Raw genomic sequence first — 17,645 nt, forward strand, 5'->3', positions numbered from 1 at the left:
ACTCAGGAATCACCATGTAATCTCTTGCGCTACATTTTGAAGTGCGGAATGTGGGCAGTAACGTTAGTATTTTGAATTCGGGCAGGTAGAGGAATTACACGTTGGAATTTACCATAGTGAAATTCACTTTTGGTGTAACCTTTTTCTTCTGTTTTAGTTTCAGATTTACGTTCGCCACTTACATAAACAGCTTCTTCTGTGACTTGTACATCTAAATCTTTAGCTTCTATTCCAGGAACTTCTAACTTTAGAAGAATTGCTTTTTCTGTTTCTTGCAACTCAGCAGCAGGAACTTTCATAGTTACGTCTTCCAACAGTCGAGATGGTGCAAAGTTCTCATCAAATAAACGGTTGAGTTGGTGTTGGAGAGAACTAATTTCTTGCCAGGGATTGTAACGAATCAGTGTCATAACTCTTCCTCTTAGTTTACTATATTTATTAGTTGTTGTTGTTTCAGGTTTTTATCCTTTCCTTTGATTCTTATATTAATTAAGAAGACTAAGCCTGTAAATTCGGTTTTTTGTACCTCATACATGATGATTACCGAACCTAAATAATGAGTAAAGCCAAAATATTTGTAGAGACACGATATATCGTGTCTCTACATTCGGAACTAGATAAATAAAATATAGCAATCCTATATGATTTGTGAGAATCGCTTAGATCCTCGACTTCGCAGGAGTTGCCGGGGATCTTGTCGTTCACGAATGATTTAGGAATGCTATATCATAAAAAAATGAGGCATTCTCGCCTCATTTTTTTTCTACCTTCATAGATTCATTAACCAATATTTGGTAGATCTTTCACAATGATATGTTTTTTATGATCAAAACAAATTTTTCCTTCTTTTCTTAGCAAAGATAATAATCGTGTAACGGTGACTCTGGTAGTACAGCAAGCATTAGCTAAATCTTCATGAGTTAGGCGAACTGATAGGCGAGTTCCTTGTGCTACCTTTTCGCCAATCTCACGTTTCAAAAGCTGTAAAAGACCATATAGGCGATCTTGTACTCGTCGCAATCCAGCAGTCACTAAAAACGATTCTGTTTGCCTTAGCCGTTGATTGATCTTGGGCAAAAGAGTATGGCTGAAGATTGGAGAAGCTAGTATTTCTGATAGCTCAATTGCTACTAACTTAACATCCGATATAGCCGTAGCCTGGTAAGTGTTTAGAGAAGTCAGATAAGAGCCGAAAACCATTTCTGGAACAGCCAACCCTACTAGTACTTCTTCACTGGTATCACCAAGAGTAGTTAATTTTACTAAACCATGACGAACATACCAAATTACTTGTGTGTTGAGAGGGATAGTATCTCCTTTGGAATATTTATGTATAGGGCGATCGCCATCTAAGTCTCGGTCTTTTGTAATTTGTACTAATTCTGCTCGTTTGGTTTCATTAATGCTTCGTAGCAGCCAGCGTAAGCTTTGAGCTTTACCCTGATTGTTGTAGGAAATAGCCACTGTTAATGCTGCATTAAACAGCTCATTGCCATGGTGTTGCAACGCTACTACTAACTCTTGACTTCGACCATTTTGAGTTAGTTGGGCAAGGAAATTGCGAAAATCATGTTTCTGTTTTAAGGAAACGAAATTAATTATCGGTTTCCCAACCAAAAATTCTTTTTTCAGATTTAGTAACTTGGTAGCCTTATGGTTAGCTAATTGGATTTTACCTTGGACATCAGTCACTAAATAGCCGTCTGGTGCTTCCTCAAATAATTCCTGATAGTGTTGACATTCTGCTTGTAAAGTTTTTTTTGTTTCTTCTAACTGCTCATGCTGCTGATACAATTCCTCAATTGCAAAATGTACTGATTGCGAAGCCCAACTAAGTTCACTCAAAGCTTCTGGCATTTCATGTGATACTACAGGCATATTGACGACATTTTCGTACAGTCTAGCTATACGTCTATCCATTTCCTGTGTTGATTGTGCAAATTTGTCTATTTTTGTCTTATCCACGTTGTGTTTCTACCACTATGTTTGCAGAAATTGGACAAAAAACTGATTTGAAAAAGGCAAGTGAGCTTAGACAGATAGAACTAGCCACCGTAGTTGTATCTGAATGACAGCTACCACTTTTCAATTGTCTTATTGAATGACACCCATTATTTCAAAATCAACTTGACATAAAATTTTCAGGACGACAATGGTGATTCACTCAATTTTTATACGAAAACATTGCAATATACTTCAAAACATTGCAAAACAAACTGTTGCTGAGGTTAACACCCCTCACCATTAGTTAGGATTCTCAAAAGATTTTCTAAGTCAAGTAAAGTATGAGAGTACTCTCTTTATAAATTGATGTTCTTGTTGCTTAACACAACATTATGCCATATTCATGAATACAAAGTTAACTGTTTTTATTTTAATTTTTGGTAAAGGATTCTCAGATTCAGTAATAAAAAGGATATATCTGTATCAATAATAATTGATGAGAATTAGCACAAGTCATGCAGAGTCAGAGAAATACCAAAAATAAGAAACTGATTACAGTGTATCAATTTCACTATTGACTCTCTATTTCATAGAATAATAATTGTATTACTGAAATCTTATGCATAACCATTTATTTAAGTCATATAAAGTTTATTGGCTCTGAAAATATAGGTAGATCAAGGATTTTATTGACTTGTGATCATATCTATCTCCAAAGCCTTAGATATAAATTGCTGTTGCTCAGTTTATGAGGGGTTAAACCCCTCATAATTTAAATCTTTTTTTTATTTGCCATCCTTTTGGGACACTAAAACAAATTAACTTTTCTGACAAGTATCTATGGGCTAATAGCTAAAGCGTATTAAACACAATCAAAGAAAAAAGATATTACGAATGAAGGGTAGGCTGCTCTCATTGGATTGCGTTATCTCCAAGGGTTTCTCAGAGCAAGGACGGGAACTGCTGACCAAGCCGGGTGTAAGGGTAATATATAGCCCCAAAGTTCACCCGTTCCAAGCCCCTTAATTCATTAATGGAAAATATAAAAAATATAAGCCCTGAACATTTGGGACGTTCCCTTTTGCCTCCAAGCGTGCCGAGCATAATTTCTACGACGGGAGCATCCCAATTTTTGAAAAAACTAAACTTACGCCTGCCTACGCAGGCTACAATTAGTCCGCGCAGGTAGACTTAGTGTGTCTAGCCCCACACTTCCAGTCTGCGGGGATTTTAAACATTTGGGATGCTCCCTCTACGACTAGGTTTGGCTCTCCCGCATTTGCTCACTAACCTATCAATCTTGATTTGTCGATGTGTCAAGCAGTCACTGACGGAGCAACAACACTACGGAACGCGTCGTAAATAAGTTCTTTCAAAGCGGGTAACGCGATTCGAACGCGCGACATTCACCTTGGCAAGGTGACGCTCTACCACTGAGCTATACCCGCAAACTTTGCATAATTACAAATATGCCAGATGAACAAGTGATTGTCAAGAGGTAAAGGAAAATTTTGTAATCCTAGATAGAAATCAATAAAAAATTAAAATATTATGGTATTTTTCACTCATCGTTTCTATTACCAATCTCTGAATTTATTTACTTCTATAGGTATATTTGATGTATTTTGTGTAAATGTAAAGCTAGAACTGATCAGCTTTTATCCATACTTGACATCAAGCAACGTGAGTGCTAAACGTTTACCCCAAACAACAGCCCATGTGAGGATTATCCGTCAATCTTGGCAACAGGGCCTACTGGAAGGAGAAGTAAGAGCAGGAGATTTTGAGTGGCAGTTTCAATGGCACTTTCGCCGAGGAGAATTGTCTGTCAAACCATCACAAGGTCGTGCTTTAATCAAAGAACCTCTTGGTCGTTTTTTAGAGCAAAAAGATTACCAACTTGAACCAGGAGGAGACTATGCTTTTACTATTCGAGCAGAACTTTGACTAATTTTGTTAATACCCCAATTACCAATTACCGACACAGGCGAATAATATAACTATTCCAGCGAACATGATATGATTCATTTTGCCGATTCTGTTAGACGACTTAGATATCTTTCAATCAGGAGAATGGCAACTATGTCATCGATTGGTCTTGGAGGTGTTCGCATTCCTTGTGGTAATAGTTTAGTAATTCCTTTTGGTGGGAACATTTGCCAATAGCGATCGCGTGCTTCTAAACTGGTATAGCGTTCATCGACCAAGATAATATTCAACTGCTCTGACAATTCTTGTTGTAGTTGTTGTTTCCAGCGTTGAGATGTGGTTTGATTACCCATCACCATTAAAGAGATTGGTAATTTCTGGCGCAGAGTTTCAATGCTGGCGATCGCTTCATTAGAAGATACAACCTGATGATAATGTAGCTTTCGATCCAGTCCCATCACTGCTAAACCACATTTATCTTTACCTGGATCGAACCCTAAAATCACTGGTTGAGTTGGTATAAATTCACTTAAATTCATATTTAATGATAATTTGAAATAATGGTTATTAGTTAGTGGTTATTGGTTAATTTATTAGTGATCTATTACTAACCAATAACTCTTAAAAAAATTAAGTACTAAAAATTATTTGTCCATTTTTAATTGCCACCAATTTTACTTTTAACGGCCCGGCGGTATATGTATCTTGTGCGGCAATAGCTTTAATATCTATTGATTGGTCATATTGTCGTAACTCAGCAATAAAACGCAAAAAAGTACCATCGATTTGAATCTCTTCTAAAATACCAGCACTACGAGCGCGAAATTGAGAAGCAGAAATTAGTAGTTCTAAGCGCTGTCGCAGTTGATAGGATGTCATGGTTTTGGGATCAGCCGTAGTTGTAGCTAGTACTTCACCTCCAGAGAACACGATTTGATTTAGTGCTGCATCCGCAAAAAATTCGATTGGTTTTTCTCCTCTAACATAGTTACCTGCACAGAAAATCCGTACCACGTAATCTCGACCATCTTTAATCTGATTACTTAACTGTTCAACCTGTTCTCCGGTGACGCGTAGTACTTGCACACCTGGGAGAGAATTAATTCCAGGTTCACTTAACTGTGTGCTGGCGTTTCTATTTGCTTCTTTTAATAGCTGGATTACTGCTTGACGAGCAGCCGCAGGTTGTTCGACGCGGACTACTCCAGCAGCCAGAACTTGACCCCGGACTAACGCCAGTTTTCCTAAACGTAAGTCACGATAAGACTGGTAGTATTTTTCCAGTCTTGCGACTTCCTGTTCAAGAAAATCCTGTTGTGTTTCCAGTTCTTTGAGACGGGTTTCTCGTTGAGCAATAATTTGCTCCCGCGCTGTAATTTCAAGATTACGCTTTTGAATGATCGCATCTAGCTTGGCAATTGTCTGATCCCGCTTTTGAATCGCTTCTTGGCGCTTGGCTAGTTCGCGATCGCGTTTATCAATGGCTGCTTGGGCTTCAGCAACCGCCTGTTTTGCTTGTTCATAAAGTTTTTGGCGTTCTGCTTTGAGTCGTTTAATTTCCTCTAGCTGTCTGTTTCTTTCTTGATAAACATTTTCCAACTGAGCTATGGCTTTTTGATATTGAGTTGCTACTTGACTCAATTGTTTTTGAGTGCCTTCGAGTTTGTTTTGAGTGCGCGATTGTTGATTAATTGTACGGTTAAGCTGGGCTTGCGTTTGCTGTTGTTTAGCGTTGGCTGCTTGTAAAGATTTGTTAATTTCTTGCAAATCCTGTTGAGCTTTGGTTTGTTCTTTTCTGGCTTGATCTAGCTCGGTCTTGGTTGTATTAAGTTGTTGGGTTGCATTATCGAGTTGTACGCGTTTACGCCTAAGATCTTTTTGAATATCTTGTAACTCAAAAACTCCTTTACGCAAGCCATCATCCGCTAAAAATAAAATGCCCAGGGTTGATGCAGAAATGCCCAACCCTGTCAAAATGGTTACTAATACAGCTGTATTTTTTGGTCTGAGGTTGAAAAGTGAGAGCCGTTTTTTGCCAACCCGCGTCCCAATGCGATCGCCGACGGTGGCAATAACGCCTCCCAAAATTAAGATTGCAATAATGAGGATGTACCCGGTGGCCATCTGTTTGTATTTACCGAAGAGATCCTTCCAGATACAGCCTACTACTTTCAGGCATTTTCTGTAGCGAATTGTAGGTTGATAAATTACTAGGTTAAGGGGAAAGGGTTAAAGGGGAAGGGTTAAACATGAAAAACAAGGGAATTTACCAGTCATTACCCATTACCCATTACCCATTTACCCATTACCTATTTTTACAAGAGTGTCTATAATTTTTTAACTCCACTTTCCAAGTGCAATTAAGTGAATTGCCGACTTAATGTCACAGGTTTGTGGACTGTAATTTTTTTCTTGTGTATGGAAATCATCTTCTTTTCGCGCAAATCGCCTAGTAGCCTAGTGACAGTCACGCGAGTAGAACCAATTGCTTCAGCGATCGCTTGATGAGATAGCTTGAGATCAATTGTGATTCCATCTGCACAAGGAAGACCAAAATCTCGACAGAGAATTAATAAGAAACTTACTAATCTTGAACCCATATCGCGGTGAGCGAGGGTTTCAATCATCATCTCTGTTTGAAGAATGCGCGAAGACAAACCCCGCAGCATCAACATCGATAATTCTGGATTTTCCTTGAGTGCTTGTTCCACCTGTTCAATGGGTGCTGAGAGCAATTCTACAGGCGTAAAAGCAACTGCATGATAAAAACGGTCTGACTTGTTTCCCGTTAGTAGGGACAAAACCCCAAATACGCTGTTTTCCCGCAAAAGTGCTACGGTTATTTCTTCTCCTGCTTCATACACCCTGGAGAGTTTAACTGCACCTTTTAAAAGAAAATAAACTCTTTCAGCAGGATCGCCGGGGAAAAAGATCGTCTTATTGCGCTCAAACGATTCCACCACTGGCGGAAACGCTCCAGTCGCCATTTGACGAAAAACATTTGCTAGGGCTTTATCTTGTGTCACGATCATCTCCCTTCCCCTATCCAACGCCGGAAAAACGAATATGGATTTCCTAAGAATACACTCGACAAATCAATAAAACATTGTCAACCTTTGTGTACAGTCCTATACTTAACCTTTTTGTTCAATTGATGTTTGTTCAACATGATACAAAATTTCTAGTGCAGGGATCTAGTACTTTTTGTTAGGTACTTCCAAAATTGTAGACAATAAGTTTTTTAAGAAAAAGAAAGTTTCATAGAGACTTTATTAAAACATTAAATGGTACATTGATGGTAAAAAGTAATTTTGGCACTTTAGCTCTAAAAAATACGGATGTGAAAATATAGGATGGTGTGGGTGCAAAAGAAACCACTAATAAATTTAGTTACTCTCAAGATAAAAATACCTTTCTCTAAAACCTTTACTCTGCTTAAAAATCATTTTAACCATCTATCTTTTCAATCAGATGTTTGTATCTAATTTTAGTTAGAGCTAGATGAAGTCTCTTCTCTTACATCCATCTTAACTAGTCGCTCAAAAATCAAATTTATAAAACGAAGACAAACCAAGCTCAGATTCATGTATGCTCCTAGTGAAACATCACATCAATGATTTCTATGCTGGATCTGACTGGAAAAAATGCCCTTGTTACAGGCATTGCTAATAACCGTTCTATTGCTTGGGGAATTGCTCAACAATTGCACAAAGCCGGAGCTAACCTTGGCATTACCTATTTAAGCGACGAAAAAGGCAAAATGGAAAAGAAAGTCGCAGAATTGGTCGAACCACTCAATCCTACCTTGTTTTTGCCCTGTAATGTTCAAAATGACGAGGAAATTAAGACTGCATTTGAAACAATCCAAGATAAGTGGGGTAGCTTAGATATTCTGATTCATTGTCTAGCTTTTGCCAAAAAAGATGATTTGAGTGGAGACTTTAGCCAAACCTCGCGTGAAGGGTTTCGTACAGCTTTAGAAGTCAGCACCTATTCTTTGGTGCAACTCGCTGGTGCAGCTAAACCTTTAATGACCGCAGGAGGAAGCATAGTTACTCTCACTTATTTAGGTTCTATCAGAGCAATACCCAACTATAATGTCATGGGAGTTGCCAAAGCAGGATTAGAAGCAAGCGTACGTTATTTAGCATCAGAACTAGGCTCTGCTAATATCCGCGTCAATGCAATTTCCGCCGGGCCAATTCGTACTTTGGCTTCTAGTGCCGTTGGCGGTATTTTGGATATGATTCACCATGTCGAAGAAGTAGCTCCCTTGCGGCGCACCGTTACACAGACTGAGGTAGGTAATGCAGCAGCCTTCTTGTGTAGCGACTTGGCAAGTGGAATTACAGGACAAGTCCTGTATGTTGATGCAGGATATGAAATTATGGGAATGTAGTAGGAGGATAAGGGAAGAGGGACAAGGAGGACAAGGAAGAATTTCTCTTTCCCCAATCCCCAATCCCTGATCCCTGATCCCTGACCCCTGATCCCCAATCCCCGTTCCCCAATCCCTATGCAAACAAGCGATCGCCAAACTCTATCTTCACCCAACAACCTGATACAAACTCCTCGTATTGCTTCTGTAGGTCGTAGCACGGGGGAAACTGATGTCCATGTTACGATTAATTTAGATGGTACAGGAGTTTGCAATGCAGCTACTGGTATTCCTTTTTTAGATCACATGCTGCATCAAATCGCCTCCCACGGATTGATTGACTTGGATATCCAAGCTACGGGAGACTTGCATATTGATGACCATCACACTAACGAAGATGTAGCTATAACGTTGGGACAAGCTATCAGCAAAGCACTAGGAAACAAGAAAGGTATTGTCCGTTTTGGTAATTTTCTTGCACCTCTAGATGAAGCGTTAATTCAGGTAGCACTGGATTTTTCTGGTCGTCCTCATCTGGGCTACGGTTTGCAAATTCCCACTCAGCGAGTCGGAACTTATGATACGCAGCTAGTACGAGAGTTTTTTGTGGCGTTAGCAGGTAATAGTCAAATGACGCTGCATATTCGCCAGCTGGACGGGATCAATTCTCATCATATTATAGAAGCGACATTTAAGGCTTTTGCTAGAGCAATGCGGATGGCGTTAGAGATTGATCCCCGTCGTGCAGGAACGATCCCCAGTTCTAAGGGAGTGTTATAAGTAAATCAAGTTTTGGATTCGTAAATCAAGTTTTTGAGTTTTAAATTAACGTGAGTTCGATGGATTTCATTAGCCCAATATCCCGCACCCAAATAAATTTGGGAGCTAATAGCTAAAACCCACTTCAAGTGGGTTAAAAGGCTTATTGATTCAGTCTACTTTAAGTAGAGTTTGACTATTAGCTCGCAGTTTACTTGCGAGCGAGTTAATTGCTTAGTCTGATAATATTTATCGAACTCACGTTAGCTTAAATCTTGCAAATCTCTTATTTTCATCAAATTTCAATAGAATGTGTTCCAATACTGCTTCGAGAAGATAAATCTATTGACATTTAAAGCCTGTAGAGACGTTGCACTGAAACGTCTCAAATACGCAAAGTTATGACGGAAAATTTGAACCGAACCGTATTGACTCCCGGCGGATTCCTAAGAGGGTTTTGTTTCAATCCCTAATAGAGATTAATGTTAGTTGCAACTTTACCTCAAGAGTCAAAAAGAGGAGGGAATTCTTGGTTTCAATCCCTAATAGGGATTAATGTTAGTTGCAACGCATTCCAACAAATAACAAATAGATGTTAAAATAGTTTCAATCCCTAATAGGGATTAATGTTAGTTGCAACAGTTACGTAATTATTTATGTAGCTCAATCTAAAAGTTTCAATCCCTAATAGGGATTAATGTTAGTTGCAACTCAGAACTGGCATTAAAAAAGATGAGGAATTCATTAGTTTCAATCCCTAATAGGGATTAATGTTAGTTGCAACCAATCTCTTGATCTGGGACAATTTCTTTGAAGCTGTTTCAATCCCTAATAGGGATTAATGTTAGTTGCAACCCGAATCTACGCAAGGACTCGCGTATTTTGAACGTTTCAATCCCTAATAGGGATTAATGTTAGTTGCAACTTCATCACTGGTAGTCTCTGCAAAATGCTGAGTACCCTGTTTCAATCCCTAATAGGGATTAATGTTAGTTGCAACCCTAATGGTGGTGTTAGAATTCCTGGAAGAAAAGTCGTTTCAATCCCTAATAGGGATTAATGTTAGTTGCAACAAAAAAAGCAGCTTTTCCTATACCTTTTATTTTGTTTCAATCCCTAATAGGGATTAATGTTAGTTGCAACTATCTGGATTTTTCATTGCGGTCGCATTTGTAGAGGTTTCAATCCCTAATAGGGATTAATGTTAGTTGCAACCAGGGGCTTATGAAGCTGTGTTTAGCGGAAATTTTGTTTCAATCCCTAATAGGGATTAATGTTAGTTGCAACTCTATTTTTTTGGACTGTCTCTACTAAAATAGACGTTTCAATCCCTAATAGGGATTAATGTTAGTTGCAACAGAGTGTGCAAGAGATTTTGGAAAGATTGCATATGTTTCAATCCCTAATAGGGATTAATGTTAGTTGCAACTTTGATTATACAAATGCTGATATTGTAGCTCATGTTTCAATCCCTAATAGGGATTAATGTTAGTTGCAACGAAATATCAATCAATATTATTAAAGGTGCTGAATCCGTTTCAATCCCTAATAGGGATTAATGTTAGTTGCAACTATGTATCAAGCTTTTAAAGTGATGATCAATGAAGCTAGTTTCAATCCCTAATAGGGATTAATGTTAGTTGCAACCGATCGCACAAAGAGCATCCCAAACGCCACATCAGTTTCAATCCCTAATAGGGATTAATGTTAGTTGCAACCTGGCTCCCGCCCACCTGAAGAAGGTAAAGAATTTGTGTTTCAATCCCTAATAGGGATTAATGTTAGTTGCAACTTGGTGCAAGGTGAATAGTTTTTCTCGTTGCCAGGCAAGGTTTCAATCCCTAATAGGGATTAATGTTAGTTGCAACCGCTCGACTCAGAAGCCTTGCTGTATTTGGTTTTCAAGGTTCAGTGGTGCAGACCTAGAGTAAATATAGCGTTTGAGCGATCGCACTGTCAAGAGCAAATGAGTAGAAAATAGCTCAAACCTAGTCAGGGTAAGATTTACAGAAAAGGTGCAGACCTCATTTACTATCAAATTAGCTTCTAACATAGACAGAATAAGAATTTCAGCCCCAAAAATTGACTGCTTTTTTTCTACACCTACTGGTCTGCACCGTCATCAAGCAAAAAACACTGTAATATTTACTGGCATTTAAATCCTGGAGGTCAATCCAAAATCCTGTTAGGCGATCGCGCACCCTACGAATTGAATGTTTTTTATTTGCAAGTCCCTTAAGGATACACACATGACCAGTCTCAGGTAAAATACTGGTTAAAGAGTAGATACAAACTAGATAAAAATAGTATAAAAATACTATTTATCATAAGACCTCGCGGTAAGTGGGAAACTCAGTGTCTTTAGACCTGAGAGGGAAGCGACACGTAGCTTGCTTCCCGAAGGGTGCGGTTTTAACCGCAGTGAAATATTTGAACCATTACCGCCTTGGAATTGCTTAATTTGGTGTACCTTTGTATTGCACTTTCAAATGGGACAGTTACCATTTCAAATCTCGCAATCCTGTACGCATAACGGTTTTGCTCCAAGGAGCCTTCCCTTACGGGAGTAATGTTAGCCTCGACAATGTTATTGGTCGGTACTATCCGAAAGACACTGACTTAACCCAATAAATCTGTTTAATCCTTCAGTTCTAGAGCAGGGAACTGGCTACGCATTCCCTGGTAGGTCTTTAACTCTTGCCAATAACGTAGTACACAAGGTACTTAGTCTGGTCAACTGTCGTCTTAAGTCTTAGGCTAGAAGCCCAATGTCTTTAGACTTGGGTCGTTGACATATTAAAACACCAAAACTTAATAATAGACTAGTACAATAAGGCAAAAGTAATAAGGCAAAAGTAAAAAGAAAGAATGCTTATTTTATAAGCTTTTCGACTATTTTAAATGGTTGCTTTATTTACGCCGTGCTGTACTAGTCATTTACTACATAAATTCACTCAAAGTCTTGATTTTACCGGGTTCATGCTCATAGTTCAGAAATACGGTGGTACATCTGTCGGTTCCGTTGAGCGCATTGTCTCTGTCGCGCAACGCGTTTCTCAAGCCGCAAAAGCAGGCAATTCCATAGTGGTGGTGGTTTCTGCAATGGGCAAAACAACTGATGGACTTGTGAAATTAGCTGCGGAAATCTCTAAAAATCCTTGTCGTCGAGAAATGGATATGTTGCTTTCTACAGGTGAGCAGGTATCTATTGCGCTGGTGAGTATGGCGTTGCAAGAATTAGGACAACCAGCAATTTCTTTGACTGGCGCTCAGGTAGGAATTGTTACCGAAGCTGAACATACCCGCGCCCGAATTTTACATATTCAAACAGAACGAATTAAAAAGCACCTAGAAGAAGGTAAAGTTGTTGTTGTTGCAGGATTTCAAGGTATTAGCAGTAGCAATGCATTGGAAATCACTACCTTGGGACGAGGTGGTTCGGATACTTCTGCTGTGGCGATCGCTGCTGCTTTACAAGCAGATTATTGTGAAATTTATACCGACGTACCAGGAATTCTGACTACAGATCCCCGTCTAGTTCCAGAAGCGCAGTTAATAAGTGAAATCACCTGCGATGAAATGCTAGAACTCGCCAGTCTAGGGGCAAAAGTCTTGCATCCTCGCGCTGTGGAAATTGCTCGTAACTACGGAATGCCTTTGGTGGTACGCTCTAGCTGGACAGATGATCCTGGTACTTGGGTGACTTCATCCCAAAATAAAGAGCGATCGCTGATCAATTTAGAAATTGCCCGTCCGGTCGATAATGTTCAATATGATACTGACCAAGCCAAAGTCGCTTTGTTACGTGTTCCCGATAAACCAGGTGTAGCAGCCAGCCTATTTGGTGAAATTGCTCGTCAAGATGTAGATGTAGATTTGATTATTCAATCAATTCACGAAGGCAACACAAACGACATCGCCTTTACCGTATTTACACCAGTTTTACCCAAAGCTGAAGCTGTCGCTGCTGCCATTGCTCCTGTTCTGGGCAGTCACAAGAGTAACCAAGCTGAAGAAGCCGAAGTTATGGTGCAGCAAAATATTGCTAAAGTCAGTATCGCCGGTGCCGGGATGATCGGTCGTCCCGGAGTCGCCGCTAAGATGTTCGCCACCCTAGCAGCAGCAAGCGTCAACATTCAAATGATTTCCACCAGTGAAATAAAAGTTAGTTGCGTAATTTCTGCCCAAGAATGCGATCGCGCCGTCGCCGCCCTCAAGGAAGCGTTCGAGTTAGACACTCCCACTCCCCCGACTCCCCCCATTCCCCTCACTCCTCCCATTCCTCCCACTCCCGTACGCGGTGTAGCCCTCGATATTAATCAAGCACGTTTAGCGATTCGCCAAGTCCAAGATCGGCCAGGAACGGCGGGAAAACTGTTTGGACTTTTAGCAGATCACAATATCAGCGTCGATATGATCATTCAGTCCCAACGCTGCCATATAGTTAACGGTGTGCCGATGCGGGATATTGCTTTCACTGTGGCACGGATCGATGCAGAAGCCGCACAGAAAATGTTGCAAGCCAAAGCAGCAGAATATGGTTGGGGTGAAGTAGCCTTAGATCAGGCGATCGCTAAAGTCAGTATCGTTGGTGCTGGCATGGTAGGACAACCAGGCGTTGCAGCGAAAATGTTTGCAGCCCTAGCCCAGCATCATATAAATATTCAAATGATTGCTACCTCAGAAATCAAAATTAGTTGTGTAGTAACTCAAGAGGAAGGTGTCAAAGCACTGCAAGTTATTCATGCAGCATTTGGACTCGCAGGTAGCGAGAAGTTTATCGTTCCTGTGTAGAAGGGGATGGGGCATACAGCATTGAGCATCGCGCTTAACAGCCGTCTTTCTATGAGCAAGTATTTGTATTTCGCCGACGAGTATTTGTATTTCGCTGACGAATCTTTGATACTCGACGACGAGTATTTGTATTTCGCTGACGAATCTTTGATACTCGCTGACGAATCTTTGATACTCGACGACGAATCTTTGATACTCGCTGACGAATCTTTGATACTCGACGACGAATCTTTGATACTCGCTGACGAATCTTTGATACTCAACGACGAGTGTTTGATACTCGACGTTGAGTGTTTGATACTCGACGACGAGTGTTTGATACTCAACGACGAGTGTTTGATACTCCCTGACGAATCTTTGATACTCAACGACGAGTGTTTGATACTCGACGACGAGTGTTTGATACTCCCTGACAAGGAAAAGTCAAAGACAAGGGAGAATCTACCCAAAATATTCTCCCGTGTCCCCCTTATCCCCGATCCCTTATCCCCGATCCCCCATATGCAAATTACCCAGTGTATCCATACAGCTATTCTTGTAACTGACTTACAACGCTCCGAACATTTTTATGGCACTGTGTTGGGATTATCGAAAGTAGAACGCGCGATGAAATTTCCTGGTAGTTGGTATCAAGTCGGCGAGTATCAAATTCACCTGATTGCAGCACCTAGCGTGAAGAGTGAACCCAAAAACGAAAAATGGGGACGCAATCCCCACATTGCTTTTTTAGTTTCCGACTTAGATGCCGCTAAACAGCAGCTATTAAATTATAACTGTCTAATACAACCCAGCGCTTCCGGTCGCCCTGCTGTTTTTACCCAAGATCCGGATGGAAATGTGATTGAGTTGAGCCAGCAGTGAAGAGTGTGAGCGATATGAAAATTCTTGCTTACACCTACAGTGATCCTCTACTAGAAACTGCTCCTAATCCTGATAGTTGGGGATGGAATGTAGATCAAATTTATCAAGATTTGGGACAGCGATCGCAGTTACAAAAATTATTCAATGATTGTCAAATAGATCCTCCCGATTTTCTGATCATTCGTCGTTTAGATGAATTGGGAGATAATGTCGAGGAAGTGAGCGATCGCCTTTCTCACATTGAAGCAATGGGGATAACCCTGGTTGCAGTTGAGCAAGGTTACAATTCTGCGGAGCAATCTCCTCATCTTCATGCTGAATTGTTGCAATTACTACACCAAATGCAACGACAGCAACACAGCCGTCGTATTCGTCAAGCTCATGCGCGCAACCGTTTAGACGCTGCTCCTCCTCCAGGAAAAGCGCCCTATGGTTATCGCAGAGGTAAAGATAAGTACATTGTTGATCGTAGTACTTCTCCTGTAGTTAAAGATTTTTTTGAACACTTTCTACTTTATGGTTCGCTGCGGGGAGCAGTGCGTTACCTGGCGAAAAAATATGGTAAGAAAATTTCTGTCACCACAGGGCGTCGTTGGTTGACGAATCCAGTTTATCGCGGCAATACTGCTTATCAAAATGGAGAAATTCTTGCTAGTACTCACACAGCTATTCTTTCCCAAGAAGAAGCAGCGCAAGTTGACAGGCTTTTACGCCGTAACAGTCGTTTACCATCACGAACTGCAAGTGCGCCCCGTTCTCTGGCGGGGTTGGTTGTCTGTGGCGAATGTCAATCACACATGGGTGTTTCTCGCGTTACTATTCGCAACCAAGATAAAGAGTATCTTTATTTACGTCCAATTAGCTGCATAAAAAAACCTAAATGTCGGGCTATTCCTTACCAAGAAGTATTAGATCATACTATTCAAGCTGTTTGCTGTGACTTACCTGTGGCGGTGGATAAAATGAATTCTCCCCAATTGGATGCAGTTAAGAAAAGCTTAGGGGATGCGATCGCTCGTCAGCAAGAAATACTCGCACAATTACCTGCTTTAGTTGAAACTGGGGTACTAGATCCAGAAACAGCCAAAATCAGAGCATACAAACTCCGCACAGAAATATCTACACTGCAAGCAAAGTTAGCAGCTTTACCACCTGTGAATTTACGCTCTGTTGCTATGGCGGTTTCTATTTCTCAATTTTGGTTAGACTTATCAGAATCAGAACGAAGATTTTATTTTCGCGAATTTATTCGTCAAGTAGAAATTGTTCGTCAAGATCAACACTGGGAATTACGAGTCATTTTTATTTTTTGAGTATTGATTGTTACTAAATTAAATTAACAGAATGTATGCAAATAACATCATATAAACAACTCCGTCAACAGCATAAAACACTTCATCCAAGCAAGTATTTTATTCTTTTTTAACTTTTTTTATATGTAATTAAATATAAATATTTAATCAGAGAATTTATAAAAAAATATACATAATCAAAGCTGATAGTTGTATAATAATTTCCTAAAGGGGCATCAGATGCCCCTTGTTTTTCACCCGCAAGCTAGTTATCAGGGTAGCCAAATATTTACCAGGGTATCTACCTTTTTTACAGGCATCTACCTTTTTTTTGATTTGACTTACTTGTAGCAGTATCTCACTGACTCATTATGTCAGTAGTATCATGCTAACACTTGTCATTTTTTCATGTCAATCATTCATGTCAAAATGACAAAAAATCATGTCAAACAATTTAGATATCATGAGAGAGAATAGAAAACAAACATGATATCAAACAGTCAATAAAATGACCGACAGAAGGCGTTGTGATGATTACAAACAGGTCAGCGGTTATGTCCCGGTAGAGTTGGCGCGGGAATTCAAAAGCATTTGCGCTCGTGAGGGTCTTTCTCAAAGCGACGCTTTGGAAGAGATCATCCGTGAGTGGCTAGGCAAAAAAACGGCTTCCAACTCTTCAAATCCCGAACAAGCAAACCGCCTGATCACAATTGCTGATGTAGTTAGAGCCAATATGGCAAAACTTAAGCGCTGTGGAGTTAAAAACCTACAAGCGCTTGCTAAAGGGGAAGTACTACCTACACCAGGGGACTTCGCCATCATCATGTCTAGTTTGGCTATCCCTGAGGAAGAACAAAAAATGATTTGGCAAAGAACTTTTAGTTCCCTAGATAATGATTTTGGTGGTGTGAATGAGTGCAAGCGTTCTGAAAGTCCTAAACCAACCGGGCTGGAATTATAAACTGTCCTATGAAGGGGTTTCTATTCTTGCCCCAACCAAAAAAGATGCTACCCACCTTGCCCAATGCTACGGCTATGCTTTGAGCGAAACCGCAGCAAAAATCAACGGCAAGGTGCGGATCGGGTGGAGGCACTGCAAGCGACCAATCGAATTTTATGGGTGGATGGCATCCCAGCAACCTCCTACACCCGCCGAAACTGCCGAGCGTATCTTACCTCTGGGAGGTGAAGTTTTTTGCAGTCAGCTGCACTTACCAGTAGAGTTGTTGAAACGCATGGTTACTGCTGCTGAAAGTGAACGTCCAATTAGTATTGTCAGACAAGATAACCAAAAACAAATAATTGTTAATCAGTTAATGTCTGACATGTTACAAACTCCCCCAGATATTGCTACTCAAAGGGTCATAACCGGATTTTGGCTAAGGGAGGATTTGGCAGAACTGGAACGACGACTACATCAGCAGAACAGATTCACTATGACTTACCGTGGTGGATTAAACGACCAAACTTGGGCAATTCTCACAACCCAATTTGAGAGTTTCGAGGTTGATGGCATCTGGTACAGACAGGCAACCACCTTGGCAACTCCTGAACTGATACCGATTCCGTCAGAGGCTTTTGCTCCAATTTAACTATTTCGCCTTATATCCCGGCGCTAAACGGAGTACCGTTATAGCGCCGGGATATAAGGCGGGACGCGACGAAAGTATCTTCGACCAATGCTGCTC

13 protein-coding genes, 1 tRNA gene and 1 CRISPR repeat array are annotated in these 17,645 nt (G+C 40.4%); of the genes, 8 read left to right on the forward strand and 6 right to left on the reverse strand.

Annotated elements, in window-relative coordinates; translation table 11 throughout:
- Positions 1-29 precede the first annotated feature (29 nt).
- From AC5JMK_RS03070 to AC5JMK_RS03080, 3 genes are all read right to left on the reverse strand, one after another.
- Positions 30-410, reverse strand: a complete 381-nt coding sequence (locus AC5JMK_RS03070; RefSeq protein WP_495909370.1) for an Hsp20/alpha crystallin family protein — start codon at positions 408-410, stop codon at positions 30-32.
- Positions 411-780: 370 nt separating this feature from the next.
- A complete protein-coding gene (locus tag AC5JMK_RS03075) occupies positions 781-1,920 on the reverse strand; it encodes a helix-turn-helix domain-containing protein (protein WP_096678997.1) in 1,140 nt (379 codons plus the stop codon).
- 1,400 nt (positions 1,921-3,320) lie between these two features.
- A tRNA-Gly gene (locus AC5JMK_RS03080) sits at positions 3,321-3,392 on the reverse strand.
- 235 nt (positions 3,393-3,627) lie between these two features.
- On the opposite strand from AC5JMK_RS03080, the gene AC5JMK_RS03085 reads away from it, so the two are divergent.
- Entirely contained in the window at positions 3,628-3,891 is a 264-nt protein-coding gene (locus AC5JMK_RS03085; RefSeq protein WP_016860267.1) for a DUF3146 family protein, read from the forward strand.
- 77 nt (positions 3,892-3,968) lie between these two features.
- On the opposite strand, the gene ruvX is transcribed toward AC5JMK_RS03085, so the two are convergent.
- From ruvX to ntcA, 3 genes are all read right to left on the reverse strand, one after another.
- Positions 3,969-4,412, reverse strand: a complete 444-nt coding sequence (gene ruvX, locus AC5JMK_RS03090; RefSeq protein ID WP_096676233.1) for a Holliday junction resolvase RuvX — start codon at positions 4,410-4,412, stop codon at positions 3,969-3,971.
- 91 nt (positions 4,413-4,503) lie between these two features.
- Positions 4,504-5,997 carry a DUF3084 family protein gene (locus AC5JMK_RS03095; protein ID WP_096676232.1) on the reverse strand — a complete coding sequence of 498 codons (1,494 nt, stop codon included), beginning with the start codon at positions 5,995-5,997 and terminating at the stop codon, positions 4,504-4,506.
- Positions 5,998-6,233: 236 nt separating this feature from the next.
- Positions 6,234-6,905: a global nitrogen regulator NtcA gene (ntcA, locus tag AC5JMK_RS03100; protein ID WP_096676231.1), complete on the reverse strand. Its 672-nt coding sequence runs from the start codon at positions 6,903-6,905 to the stop codon at positions 6,234-6,236.
- A gap of 590 nt (positions 6,906-7,495) precedes the next feature.
- Here ntcA and fabI point away from each other — a divergent pair.
- The 7 genes from fabI (at position 7,496) to AC5JMK_RS03135 (ending at position 17,549) form a co-directional block, all read left to right on the forward strand.
- Positions 7,496-8,272 carry an enoyl-ACP reductase FabI gene (fabI, locus tag AC5JMK_RS03105; protein ID WP_096678995.1) on the forward strand — a complete coding sequence of 259 codons (777 nt, stop codon included), beginning with the start codon at positions 7,496-7,498 and terminating at the stop codon, positions 8,270-8,272.
- Between the two features lie 117 nt (positions 8,273-8,389).
- Positions 8,390-9,031 carry an imidazoleglycerol-phosphate dehydratase HisB gene (hisB, locus tag AC5JMK_RS03110; RefSeq protein ID WP_096676230.1) on the forward strand — a complete coding sequence of 214 codons (642 nt, stop codon included), beginning with the start codon at positions 8,390-8,392 and terminating at the stop codon, positions 9,029-9,031.
- Between the two features lie 438 nt (positions 9,032-9,469).
- Positions 9,470-10,878: a CRISPR direct-repeat array (repeat unit 37 nt; unit sequence GTTTCAATCCCTAATAGGGATTAATGTTAGTTGCAAC).
- A 1,111-nt stretch (positions 10,879-11,989) separates the two neighbouring features.
- Positions 11,990-13,804, forward strand: coding sequence for an aspartate kinase (locus tag AC5JMK_RS03115; RefSeq protein WP_495909371.1), 1,815 nt, complete (start codon positions 11,990-11,992; stop codon positions 13,802-13,804).
- Between the two features lie 501 nt (positions 13,805-14,305).
- Positions 14,306-14,665: a VOC family protein gene (locus AC5JMK_RS03120; RefSeq protein WP_096678993.1), complete on the forward strand. Its 360-nt coding sequence runs from the start codon at positions 14,306-14,308 to the stop codon at positions 14,663-14,665.
- A 14-nt stretch (positions 14,666-14,679) separates the two neighbouring features.
- The gene (locus AC5JMK_RS03125; protein ID WP_096676228.1) at positions 14,680-15,978 is read left to right on the forward strand and encodes a recombinase family protein; all 1,299 of its coding nucleotides are present in this window, start codon (positions 14,680-14,682) and stop codon (positions 15,976-15,978) included.
- Positions 15,979-16,465: 487 nt separating this feature from the next.
- Positions 16,466-16,918 (forward strand): ribbon-helix-helix domain-containing protein, encoded by a 453-nt coding sequence (locus AC5JMK_RS03130; protein WP_096676227.1) that lies wholly within the window; start codon positions 16,466-16,468, stop codon positions 16,916-16,918.
- Positions 16,869-17,549: a hypothetical protein gene (locus AC5JMK_RS03135; RefSeq protein WP_096676226.1), complete on the forward strand. Its 681-nt coding sequence runs from the start codon at positions 16,869-16,871 to the stop codon at positions 17,547-17,549. The genes AC5JMK_RS03130 and AC5JMK_RS03135 overlap by 50 nt, the downstream gene beginning before the upstream one ends.
- Positions 17,550-17,645: the final 96 nt, after the last annotated feature.

The organism is Pelatocladus sp. (assembly GCF_059505505.1).